The organism is Paenibacillus yonginensis (assembly GCF_001685395.1).
In the GTDB taxonomy this organism is placed as follows: Bacteria; Bacillota; Bacilli; order Paenibacillales; family Paenibacillaceae; genus Fontibacillus; species Fontibacillus yonginensis.
This window is the reverse complement of record NZ_CP014167.1, coordinates 4,163,731-4,176,553: the sequence shown is the minus strand read 5'-3', so window position 1 is coordinate 4,176,553 and position 12,823 is coordinate 4,163,731. Positions and strand designations below refer to the sequence as shown.

The 12,823-nt window shown below is 51.1% G+C and carries 5 protein-coding genes and 2 rRNA genes; 6 read left to right on the top strand and 1 reads right to left on the bottom strand.

Translation table 11 applies throughout. The features are described from left to right. Together remB and gyrB are read left to right on the top strand one after the other, a co-directional pair. The gene (gene remB / locus AWM70_RS19020) at nt 1-249 is read left to right on the top strand and encodes an extracellular matrix regulator RemB (protein WP_068699040.1); all 249 of its coding nucleotides are present in this window, start codon (nt 1-3) and stop codon (nt 247-249) included. A gap of 126 nt (nt 250-375) precedes the next feature. Beyond that, entirely contained in the window at nt 376-2,289 is a 1,914-nt protein-coding gene (gyrB, locus tag AWM70_RS19015; protein WP_068699038.1) for a DNA topoisomerase (ATP-hydrolyzing) subunit B, read from the top strand. A gap of 113 nt (nt 2,290-2,402) precedes the next feature. On the opposite strand, the gene AWM70_RS19010 is transcribed toward gyrB, so the two are convergent. Beyond that, on the bottom strand, nt 2,403-3,197 hold the full coding sequence (locus tag AWM70_RS19010) for a YheC/YheD family protein (protein ID WP_068700852.1): 795 nt from the start codon (nt 3,195-3,197) through the stop codon (nt 2,403-2,405). Nucleotides 3,198-3,647: 450 nt separating this feature from the next. Here AWM70_RS19010 and gyrA point away from each other — a divergent pair, with 450 nt between their 5' ends. From gyrA to AWM70_RS18990, 4 genes are all read left to right on the top strand, one after another. Continuing rightward, nucleotides 3,648-6,203, top strand: a complete 2,556-nt coding sequence (gene gyrA, locus AWM70_RS19005; protein ID WP_068699036.1) for a DNA gyrase subunit A — start codon at nt 3,648-3,650, stop codon at nt 6,201-6,203. A 216-nt stretch (nt 6,204-6,419) separates the two neighbouring features. Further along, nucleotides 6,420-7,520, top strand: coding sequence for an HD-GYP domain-containing protein (locus AWM70_RS19000; protein WP_068699034.1), 1,101 nt, complete (start codon nt 6,420-6,422; stop codon nt 7,518-7,520). Nucleotides 7,521-7,864: 344 nt separating this feature from the next. Next, nucleotides 7,865-9,419, top strand: a 16S ribosomal RNA gene (locus AWM70_RS18995). Between the two features lie 367 nt (nt 9,420-9,786). After that, nucleotides 9,787-12,715 (top strand): 23S ribosomal RNA (locus AWM70_RS18990). The 16S and 23S rRNA genes sit together here, the layout of an rRNA operon. The last annotated feature ends 108 nt before the right edge of the window (nt 12,716-12,823 follow it).

Sequence of the window (12,823 nt, the reverse complement as noted above, 5' to 3'; positions counted from 1 at the left end):
TTGTATATTCATCTCGGCGGCGAAAAAGTGGTATCTTCAAGAGAACTGGTTGCTATATTCGATATATCAATCGAGAAATCTTCCAAAATTTCAAAGCAGTTCGTAACCAGCATGCTCGAAGGCAAGAAGATGGTGCAAATCAGCGATGAAGAGGCAAAATCCATCGTCGTTACAGAGCATACGGTTTATTATTCGCCTATTTCTTCCGCCACGCTGAAGAAAAGATGCGACACTTATCAGGAACTGTAAGGCCTGGCTGTGGAGCCGATGCCAAGAAGCAGCCAGCAAGACTGAGCAAACGAACTTGATCTTTAAATGCGTACTCCGCTATAGCTGCGGAGGCAGGCATTCTAATTCATAGAAGTAGGTGAAGGCATGTCTATCAACGAACAACAATCGTATGATGAAAGTCAGATTCAGGTGCTGGAAGGATTGGAGGCTGTCCGCAAACGGCCGGGGATGTATATTGGTTCGACCAGCGTCAAGGGGCTGCATCATTTGGTGTGGGAAGTTGTGGATAACAGCATCGACGAAGCGTTAGCCGGTTTTGCTGACAAAATCGATGTTATTGTTCATCAGGATAACAGCGTCACCGTGATTGACAATGGCCGGGGAATTCCGGTCGGTGAACATCCGAAGATGAAGAAGTCCACGCTCGAAGTGGTCATGACCGTTCTGCACGCGGGCGGTAAATTCGGCGGCGGCGGATATAAAGTATCCGGCGGTCTGCACGGCGTAGGCGTTTCCGTTGTGAATGCCCTGTCCGAGTGGGTGATCGTTGAAATTCAGCGGGACGGACAAGTTTATCAGCAGGAATACCACCGGGGGGCTCCGCAGTATGACATCAGAGTGATTGGCACAAGCGAATCCACCGGTACAAAAACGACGTTCAAACCGGATCCGGAGATTTTTACTGAAACTACAGTGTTCGATTACACGACTTTGCAGACACGGATTCGCGAGCTGGCTTTCCTGAACAAAGGAATCAATATTACGCTCCACGACGAGCGTACGGGTCAGTCCGATTCGTTCCATTACGAAGGCGGGATTATCGAATATGTCAAATATTTGAACCAGAACCGCGAGGCGCTTCACGAAGAGCCGATCTATGTGGAGGGCTCACGCGATATGATTCAGGTGGAGATTGCCCTCCAGTATAACGACAGCTATACGGAGAATATCCACTCTTTCGCCAACAACATCAATACGTATGAGGGCGGCTCGCACGAATCCGGCTTCAAGAGCGCTCTGACGCGGATTATTAACGACTATGCCCGCAAGACAAGCGCGATCAAGGACAGCGGCTCCAATCTGTCCGGCGATGACGTACGCGAAGGACTGACGGCGATCATTTCCGTCAAGATCCCTGAGCCGCAGTTTGAGGGCCAGACCAAAACCAAACTCGGAAACAGCGAAGTGCGCGGTATCGTCGAATCGCTGTTTGCGGAGAAGCTGCAGGAATTCATGGACGAGAACCCTGCCGTAGCCAAACGGGTGCTTGAAAAAGCCCTCCAGGCTTCCCGCGCCCGCGAGGCGGCTCGTAAAGCCCGTGAGTTGACGAGACGCAAGAGTGCGCTCGAGGTCAGCAGCCTGCCGGGTAAGCTGGCCGACTGCTCTTCCAAAGACGCCTCGATCAGCGAACTTTATATCGTCGAAGGCGACTCCGCTGGCGGATCGGCCAAGCAAGGACGCGATCGTCACTTCCAGGCGATCTTGCCGCTGCGCGGTAAAATCCTGAACGTCGAGAAGTCCCGTCTGGACCGGATCCTCGGCAATGCCGAAATCCGCGCCATCATCACGGCGCTGGGTACCGGAATCGGCGAGGAGCTCGACATCTCGAAGGCCCGTTATCACAAAGTCATTATCATGACCGATGCGGACGTCGACGGCGCGCATATCCGGACGCTGCTGCTTACCTTCTTCTTCCGCTTCATGCGGCCGATCATCGAAGCCGGCTTTGTGTACATTGCACAGCCGCCGCTCTTTAAGATCGAGCGCAACAAAGTGATCCGCTACGCCGGCTCGGAGAAAGAGCGCGACGAAATTATCGCCGAATTCGGCGAAGGCGTGAAGCTGAACGTCCAGCGCTATAAAGGATTGGGCGAGATGAATCCGGAGCAGCTGTGGGAAACGACGATGGATCCGGAATCCCGCACGATGCAGCAGGTCTCCATCGCTGATGCGATTCAGGCGGATGCCCTGTTCGATAAGCTGATGGGCGACAATGTTGAACCGCGCCGTGATTTCATTCAGGAACATGCCAAATATGTTCGGAATCTGGATATTTAAACGCTGTGCGCTAGGCGTATAACGTCAATAAGACCGGGTACAGAGTGTACCTGGTCTTTTTTTTGTGGGCAGATTTAGGTACGGGCCTTCCGAGGAGAGGGAGCGAATGCGAATCAGGATGTTTTCTTTTTACCCAAGCGCCCGTAGGCCTGAGCGTATTTACGGATTTTCTGATAGATGGTTTTGTCGGACAGTCGTTTGAACGGGAACAAGGCAGGCAGGGTATTCACTTCAAGCAGCCAAGGCCGGAACTCCCCATCGACGGCAATATCGAGGCCGATCTCTTTCAAGCCGGGATATTTTCTCTCCAGCTGGTAACCGACCTTTGCCCCCAGCACTCTAAGCTCATGAATCAGGGCAGCCAGGCCTTTTGCATCCAGATAGGCTTTAAATAGCTCTTCAATAGGCCGGATTTGACCGCCGCTGTGATGATTGGTGATGATTTTCTGCGGTCCTGCCACCCTGCCGATAAACCCGGTGGTTTCCCATGCGCCTTTTAAATTCTTCTGAACCAGTACACGAAGATCAAATTTACGGGATTCATAAGTGAGCAAAGCAATGCCGCGCTGGATGACATAGAATTTGCCGTTCATCCGCTCAGCCAGAATTTCATGCATCTCCCCAAGGGACCCGAATACCCGGGATTCAATCCCGTAACGGAGCTTGTAAAGCCAAGGGGAATCAGTGTCTGTAGAGGATGGATTGTCCTGATAACGCTCTATGCTCATAACGCCAATACCGTAAGTACCCCGGTCGGGTTTGATAAATACGGTGTTATACTGCTCCAGCATTAGCTGAAGCTGCTCTGCTGAGAACGGGCGTGTGTCAGGGATATAGCTGTTCAGCCGGCTGTTCCGGCTCAATACTTTCGTCTTCTCCCATTTGCTTGAAACACGTTGGATCGACAAAGCGGCTTCATTCCTTTCCAAACAGGCTAGATTGGCCATTTCCATGGTCTAGACGCTCAAAAACATAGGACAGACGGGACAAACAATGGTATAATTATAAGATATGGTGATTTTCTAACTTCTTCCCACAATGAGGAAGTCATAGGAAATTAACCTATAGGGACAGTGTATGAGAATGGAAAGCCGCAGGATTGGACATTTCCCTATTTTTTTGTGATTCCGGCCCGGAAGACCAAGAAGACATTTGGCAATGTTTAATTGTGCTTGTTTTGTGAAAGTAATATAATAATTATTAGCGTTTATAGAGGATTACGGCCTTTTTATACATGTTATTGAGTACCCGCCGACAATCGGAAGGATGGCAGCAAGCCGGTTTCGATTTCGCTTCCGCGGGTTGCTTTTGCGGCTTTTCTCATAGATGTACACTGGTAAATTTGAAGGAGGCACAGCATGGCTGAAGAAAAATTCTCGCGAATTATAGATCGTGACATCGGTCAGGAGATGCGCGAATCCTTTATGGATTACGCAATGAGCATCATTGTCAGCCGGGCTTTGCCGGATGTACGGGATGGACTTAAGCCTGTGCATCGCCGTATTTTGTATGCCATGTCCGAGCTCGGTATGGCTCCGGACAAACCGTACAAGAAATCCGCCAGAATCGTCGGCGAAGTCATCGGTAAATATCATCCGCACGGTGATTCCGCCGTTTATGAAACGATGGTTCGTATGGCGCAGGATTTCTCCATGCGCAACATGCTGATCGACGGTCATGGCAACTTCGGTTCGATTGACGGCGACTTTGCGGCAGCGATGCGATATACGGAAGCCAGACTCTCCAAGATTGCGATGGAAATGCTGCGCGATCTGAACAAAGAGACCGTTGATTTCGCGCCTAACTATGATGGTGAGGAACAGGAGCCTGTTGTTCTCCCGGCGCGTTACCCGAACCTGCTCGTTAACGGGGTTTCCGGTATTGCGGTAGGGATGGCCACCAATATACCGCCTCATAATCTGGGGGAAGTCATTGACGGTGTACAGGCTTTGATCGAGAATCCGGAGCTGACGTCCCTGGAATTGATGGAGTATATCAAAGGCCCTGACTTCCCGACAGCCGGTTACATTTTGGGACGGGAAGGCATCAGACAGGCTTATTCGACAGGCCGTGGTTCCGTAACCATGAGAGCCAAGGCTACTATCGAGGAGCACAATAACAAAGCGCGCATTATCGTGCATGAGCTTCCTTACCAGGTGATCAAAGCCAGACTCGTTGAGAAAATTGCCGAGCTCGTCCGTGAGAAACGGATTGAAGGCATTACAGATCTTCGGGATGAATCCGACCGCAATGGTATGCGGATTGTGATTGAGCTTCGCCGGGACGTAAATCCGAATGTCGTGCTGAATAACCTGTACAAACATACAGCTATGCAGTCTACATTTGGCATCAACATGCTGGCGATCGTAAATAACGAGCCGCGGATTCTGACTTTGCATGAAGTCTTGAAGTATTATATTCTTCACCAAATCGAAGTCATTCGCCGCCGCACGGAATTTGATCTGCGCAAAGCCGAGGCCAGAGCTCATATCCTGGAAGGTCTGCGGATCGCTCTGGACCATATTGACGAGGTCATTGCTTTGATCCGTGCTTCCAGCTCGGATGAGCAGGCACGCGAAGGGCTGATGAGCCGTTTCGGACTCAGCTTCGAGCAGGCCCAGGCGATTCTGGATATGCGTCTGCGCCGTCTGACCGGTTTGGAACGCGATAAGATTGAGAACGAATATAACGAGCTGGTTCAGAAGATTGCCGAGTACCGCGAAATTTTGGCCAGCGAAGCGCTGGTTCTGGATATTATCAGCCAAGAGCTTCAAGAGATTAAAGAGAAATATGCGGATGAACGCCGCACGGAAATTACGGTGGGTGAAGAGAGTATTCTGGACGAGGATTTGATTCCGCAAGAGGAAGTCGTCATTACGATTACTCACACCGGTTATATCAAACGTCTGCCTGTTACCACTTACCGCAGCCAGAAGCGCGGCGGACGCGGCGTTGTAGGCATGGATACAAAGGACAACGACTTTGTCGAGCATCTGTTTGTAACCAACTCCCACAACTACCTGATGTTCTTTACGGACAGAGGTAAAGCTTACCGGATTAAAGCTTATGAGATTCCGGAACTTGGCCGTACGGCAAGAGGAACGCCGATCATCAACCTGATTCAGATCGAACAGGGCGAGACGGTTAACGCCGTTATTCCGGTGGTTCCATCAGAGACCGATAAGCTGCTGTTCTTTGCTACTCAGCAAGGGATTGTCAAGAAGACGCCTCTTGAAGACTACGTTAATATTCGTAAGGGTGGGCTTATTGCCATTAACCTGCGCGAAGACGACCGTCTGATTGATGTAAAAATGACCGACGGCAACGAAGAGGTCATCCTGGGCACGGCCAAAGGGATGTCGATTCGTTTCTTGGAGGGAGATGTCCGTTCCATGGGACGCTCTGCGACAGGCGTTAAAGGCATTACCCTCGATTCAGACGATGAAGTCATCGGCATGGATGTCATTGTTCCGGGACAGGATGTTCTGATTGTGACGACCAAAGGCTACGGCAAACGTACGCCGGTTGACGAATATCGGGTTCAAAGCCGCGGCGGTAAAGGCATCAAGACGATTAACGTCACCGAGAAGAACGGTACGGTAATCAGCCTTAAAGTCGTTAAAGACGAAGAGGACTTGATGATCATCACCAGCAGTGGTACGCTGATTCGTACCAGCATGGCGGGAATCAGCACGATGGGCCGTTATGCACAGGGCGTTAAGCTCATTAACATCCGTGAGGATGACTCGGTGGCTACCGTTTGCCGAACCGACAAAACGGAAGAGTCGAACGAAGAAGCTCTGGATGAGGAAGAGCTGCTGACCGTCGAGGAAGAATTGATCGACGCAGCAGGAACCGATGAGGTTGCAGCTCCAGAGATGATTGAAAGCGAAGAGGATTCGGAAGAGGAATAACCTTCGAGTTTCTTGCCGCTATATAAGATTCAAAAAGGGTCTCCTGATCAGGAGGCTCTTTTTGTCCCTTTCAGCGGGTCTTCTTTTTTAAGTTAAAAAGGGAGATTGTTCCTAGGTATAAAGGCGTATATAATTAGTCTGAAAGTTGAGAGATCGTAGGATACGATAAACGGCGATGTCATTTTGCGATAAACCAAGGATAGCGGGGGGTCTGAAATGGGAAATGTGGCAGTAACTGACTTGAAGCCTGGACAAAAGATTGCCAGTCCTGTACATACGATGCTTGGCGGCATGCTGATGCCTAAAGGTAAAGTGTTGATCCCCAGAGATCTGGATGTCCTGCGGGCGTTTATGATCCAGGAGGTTGAGGTTGAAGGTGGAGCGGGATCCGAGGCAACAGCTGTGAAGGAATCCAAAGGTGCAGCCTCTCCTAAATCCACTGTTCCCAAGGTGGTGCCGGAGGCGGTTAAAAAAATGCCGGCCGATCCTTTTCAAACGGAATACGATCGGATGCTCAACCTGGTCAAAAGCTCGTTCCAATCAGCACTGGCTGCAAGCATTCCCGTATATGATCTTCGCAGTCAGCTGGAGCTACTGCTTGGGATGATGAAGCATTATAAAATTTTGACCTTCGTGCCTAGAAATATGAACGAATACGATTATATGTACCATAATGGAATTCTGTCTGCCCTGACCTCCTATTGTCTGGCCCAGTGGAGCGGATTGCCTCAGAAAGACTGGGTTCAGGTAGCGCTGGCGGGACTGCTGCACGACATCGGCAATGCCAAGGTAGACCCGGGTATCCTCTATCATCCTTCTTATCTGAATAACGATGAGCTGGAGGAAGTCCGCATGCATACTACGTACGGCTATCAAATGCTCCGCAACATTCCGGCTTTGAACGAAGGCGTAAGACTGGCTGCTTTACAGCACCATGAAAAAATAGACGGCTCCGGCTACCCTCTTCGCCTGACAGGCGATAAAATCCATGTCTACGCCAAGATTGTGGCGGTTGCCGATATTTTTCATGCTATGACGCTGAAGAAGCGGTACAGAAAAGCCCAATCGCCCTATCTTGTACTGGAGGAAATTCAATCGGAGGCCTTCGGCAAGCTGGATCCGGCGATCGTCCAGACATTCATAGGAAAAGTAACAGAGCTGCATAACGGGACTCGGGTTCGTCTGAACAACGATGAAACCGGGGAAATCGTCTTTACCGATCGAGCCCACCCGACACGTCCGATGGTTTCCGTCAAGGGGCAAATCATCAATCTGGTTCAGAACCATAATCTCTATATTGTCGAGATTATTAATTAACTTGACTAAAGCTGCAGAATGGGGTATATTAATACGTACCGTTTTGCAGCGTTTATTTTTATAGCAAGCATTGAAAATAAGGAATTTTCAAAAAAAGCTTGCAATATAGCTGTTCACATGGTATGATATAAAAGTTGACAGTGATGAGTTGTTAACGGAATGAAATAAAAAGTTTGATCTTTGAAAACTGAACAACGAGTGAGAAATAAATGAGATATTTTGGGACGGATTTGAAATCCATGTGGATTTGAAATTCGCTCCAATCTCGTCAGATTCAAAATGAGTCACAAACTTAACTTCTAATGGAAAACCTACCGCCTTCGGGTGGCAAGGACCTTCCATCTTTATTGGAGAGTTTGATCCTGGCTCAGGACGAACGCTGGCGGCGTGCCTAATACATGCAAGTCGAGCGGAGTGGATCGGGAGCTTGCTCCTGATCCACTTAGCGGCGGACGGGTGAGTAACACGTAGGCAACCTGCCTGCAAGACTGGGATAACTACCGGAAACGGTAGCTAATACCGGATACGCAAGAGAGTCGCATGACTTTCTTGGGAAAGACGGAGCAATCTGTCACTTGCGGATGGGCCTGCGGCGCATTAGCTAGTTGGTGAGGTAACGGCTCACCAAGGCGACGATGCGTAGCCGACCTGAGAGGGTGAACGGCCACACTGGGACTGAGACACGGCCCAGACTCCTACGGGAGGCAGCAGTAGGGAATCTTCCGCAATGGACGAAAGTCTGACGGAGCAACGCCGCGTGAGTGATGAAGGTTTTCGGATCGTAAAGCTCTGTTGCCAGGGAAGAACGTCGGGTAGAGTAACTGCTATCCGAGTGACGGTACCTGAGAAGAAAGCCCCGGCTAACTACGTGCCAGCAGCCGCGGTAATACGTAGGGGGCAAGCGTTGTCCGGAATTATTGGGCGTAAAGCGCGCGCAGGCGGTCATTTAAGTCTGGTGTTTAATCTCGGGGCTCAACTCCGGGTCGCACTGGAAACTGGGTGACTTGAGTGCAGAAGAGGAAAGTGGAATTCCACGTGTAGCGGTGAAATGCGTAGAGATGTGGAGGAACACCAGTGGCGAAGGCGACTTTCTGGGCTGTAACTGACGCTGAGGCGCGAAAGCGTGGGGAGCAAACAGGATTAGATACCCTGGTAGTCCACGCCGTAAACGATGAATGCTAGGTGTTAGGGGTTTCGATACCCTTGGTGCCGAAGTTAACACATTAAGCATTCCGCCTGGGGAGTACGGTCGCAAGACTGAAACTCAAAGGAATTGACGGGGACCCGCACAAGCAGTGGAGTATGTGGTTTAATTCGAAGCAACGCGAAGAACCTTACCAGGTCTTGACATCCCCCTGACCGGTCTAGAGATAGGCCTTTCCTTCGGGACAGGGGAGACAGGTGGTGCATGGTTGTCGTCAGCTCGTGTCGTGAGATGTTGGGTTAAGTCCCGCAACGAGCGCAACCCTTGACTTTAGTTGCCAGCAGGTAAAGCTGGGCACTCTAGAGTGACTGCCGGTGACAAACCGGAGGAAGGTGGGGATGACGTCAAATCATCATGCCCCTTATGACCTGGGCTACACACGTACTACAATGGCCGGTACAACGGGAAGCGAAGGAGCGATCTGGAGCGAATCTTTAGAAGCCGGTCTCAGTTCGGATTGCAGGCTGCAACTCGCCTGCATGAAGTCGGAATTGCTAGTAATCGCGGATCAGCATGCCGCGGTGAATACGTTCCCGGGTCTTGTACACACCGCCCGTCACACCACGAGAGTTTACAACACCCGAAGTCGGTGGGGTAACCCTTAGGGGAGCCAGCCGCCGAAGGTGGGGTAGACGATTGGGGTGAAGTCGTAACAAGGTAGCCGTATCGGAAGGTGCGGCTGGATCACCTCCTTTCTATGGAGTACCTCGCTTCCGCAGCGAAGCGGTACAAATACCGCGAAGAAGGATGCTCTCGAAGTATCTTTGCTTCGCAAAGATTTCACTTCTCACTCGTTGGTCAGTTTTGAGAGCTCAAACTCTCAAAACCGCAGTTTTCCGAAACTGCTTTGATCCTTGAAAACTGGATAACGAAACAACAAATGCGAATTAGAACATTCTTTTTTAGCTGAACTTGTGATCGTAGAGAACAAGTGAAGTGCTAACTGTAGAGCGAGGTATTTTGGAGGCAATCGATCCTTTGTGAGTCGGTTTCACCCTTGATTCATTTCAAATGAGAAACCGAGGAACAACAGAGCGTGTTGACCCAAAATCCGAGCGATTTGGTTAAGCTACTAAGAGCACACGGAGGATGCCTAGGCGCTAGGAGCCGAAGAAGGACGTGGCGAACAACGATAAGGCCTCGGGGAGCTGTAAGCAAGCTTTGATCCGGGGATGTCCGAATGGGGAAACCCGGCTGGTGTAATAGCCAGTCACTCATTACTGAATACATAGGTAATGAAGAGGCAGACCAGGGGAACTGAAACATCTAAGTACCTTGAGGAAGAGAAAACAAGTAGTGATTCCGTCAGTAGCGGCGAGCGAACGCGGAAGAGCCTAAACCAAGAGGCTTGCCTCTTGGGGTTGTGGGACGTCTCACATGGAGTTACAAAGGAATAGGGTAGGCGAAGAGGTCTGGAAAGACCCGCTAGAAGAGGTAAAAGCCCTGTAACCGAAAGTCTATTCCCTCCGAGACGGATCCCGAGTAGTGCGGGGCACGTGAAACCCCGTATGAATCTGCCAGGACCATCTGGTAAGGCTAAATACTCCCTAGTGACCGATAGTGAAGCAGTACCGTGAGGGAAAGGTGAAAAGCACCCCGGAAGGGGAGTGAAAGAGAACCTGAAACCGTGTGCTTACAAGAAGTCAGAGCCTAATTAATGGGTGATGGCGTGCCTTTTGTAGAATGAACCGGCGAGTTACGTTCCCGTGCAAGGTTAAGGTGAGAAGCCGTAGCCGTAGCGAAAGCGAGTCTGAATAGGGCGATTATAGTACGTGGGCGTAGACCCGAAACCGTGTGATCTACCCCTGTCCAGGGTGAAGGTGCGGTAACACGCACTGGAGGCCCGAACCCACGAACGTTGAAAAGTTCGGGGATGAGGTGGGGGTAGCGGAGAAATTCCAATCGAACTCGGAGATAGCTGGTTCTCCCCGAAATAGCTTTAGGGCTAGCCTCGGTGGTACAGTCGTGGAGGTAGAGCACTGATTGGGTGCGGGGCCCGCAAGGGTTACCAAGCTCAGTCAAACTCCGAATGCCATAGACTGATTAACCGGGAGTCAGACAGTGAGTGCTAAGATCCATTGTCAAAAGGGAAACAGCCCAGACCATCAGCTAAGGTCCCCAAGTGTGTGTTAAGTGGGAAAGGATGTGGAGTTGCACAGACAACCAGGATGTTGGCTTAGAAGCAGCCACCATTTAAAGAGTGCGTAATAGCTCACTGGTCGAGTGACTCTGCGCCGAAAATGTAACGGGGCTAAACACACCACCGAAGCTATGGCTTGATGCTTGCATCAGGGGTAGGGGAGCGTTGTGTATGCGTTGAAGGTGTACCGTAAGGAGCGCTGGAGAGTACACAAGTGAGAATGCCGGTATGAGTAACGAAAAGATCAGTGAGAATCTGATCCGCCGAAAGCCTAAGGGTTCCTGAGGAAGGTTCGTCCGCTCAGGGTAAGTCGGGACCTAAGGCGAGGCCGACAGGCGTAGTCGAAGGACAACAGGTGGAAATTCCTGTACCACCGTAAACCGTTATGAGCGATGGGGTGACGCAGCAGGGTAGTGACGCGGACTGATGGATGTCCGTCCAAGCAGTGAGAGGGTAGCATAGGCAAATCCGTGCTACATAACCTTGGGCTGTGATGGGGAGCGAAAATTGCAGTAGCGAAGGTCATGATCTCACACTGCCAAGAAAAGCCTCTAGCCAGGTGAAGGTGCCCGTACCGCAAACCGACACAGGTAGGCGAGAAGAGAATTCTAAGGCGCGCGGAAGAACTCTCGTTAAGGAACTCGGCAAAATGACCCCGTAACTTCGGGAGAAGGGGTGCCTCGGTAGGGTGAATAGCCCGAGGGGGCCGCAGTGAAAAGGCCCAAGCGACTGTTTAGCAAAAACACAGGTCTGTGCGAAGCCGTAAGGCGAAGTATACGGGCTGACGCCTGCCCGGTGCTGGAAGGTTAAGGGGAGTGGTTAGGGGTTAAACCCGAAGCTATGAACTGAAGCCCCAGTAAACGGCGGCCGTAACTATAACGGTCCTAAGGTAGCGAAATTCCTTGTCAGGTAAATTCTGACCCGCACGAATGGCGTAACGACTTGGGCGCTGTCTCAACGAGAGATCCGGTGAAATTTTAATACCTGTGAAGATGCAGGTTACCCGCGACAAGACGGAAAGACCCCATGGAGCTTTACTGCAGCTTGATATTGGACTTTGATACGATTTGTACAGGATAGGTGGGAGCCTAGGAAGAGGGAGCGCAAGCTTCCTTGGAGGCGCCGTTGGGATACCACCCTGATCGTATCGGAGTTCTAACCTGGTACCGTGAACCGGTATGGGGACAGTGTCAGGTGGGCAGTTTGACTGGGGCGGTCGCCTCCTAAAGAGTAACGGAGGCGCCCCAAGGTTCCCTCAGAATGGTTGGAAATCATTCGAAGAGTGCAAAGGCAAAAGGGAGCTTGACTGCGAGACTGACAAGTCGAGCAGGGACGAAAGTCGGGCTTAGTGATCCGGTGGTACCGCATGGAAGGGCCATCGCTCAACGGATAAAAGCTACCCTGGGGATAACAGGCTTATCTCCCCCAAGAGTCCACATCGACGGGGAGGTTTGGCACCTCGATGTCGGCTCATCGCATCCTGGGGCTGAAGTAGGTCCCAAGGGTTGGGCTGTTCGCCCATTAAAGCGGTACGCGAGCTGGGTTCAGAACGTCGTGAGACAGTTCGGTCCCTATCTGTCGTGGGCGTAGGAAATTTGAGAGGAGCTGTCCTTAGTACGAGAGGACCGGGATGGACGCACCGCTGGTGCACCAGTTGTTCCGCCAGGAGCACAGCTGGGTAGCTAAGTGCGGAAGGGATAAGCGCTGAAAGCATCTAAGCGTGAAGCCTCCCTCAAGATGAGATTTCCCAATTAGTAAGACCCCTTGAAGACGACGAGGTAGATAGGCTGGGGGTGGAAGTGCAGCAATGCATGGAGCTGACCAGTACTAATCGGTCGAGGGCTTATCCAAAAAAGTACCCCACAAAGTGAAGAACAGCTTCGATGCTGATTCCGATTACTTTGCGGGGGCCCCGAGAACAACTAAATCGCAATTGATTGTTTCGTGTCCAGTTTTCAG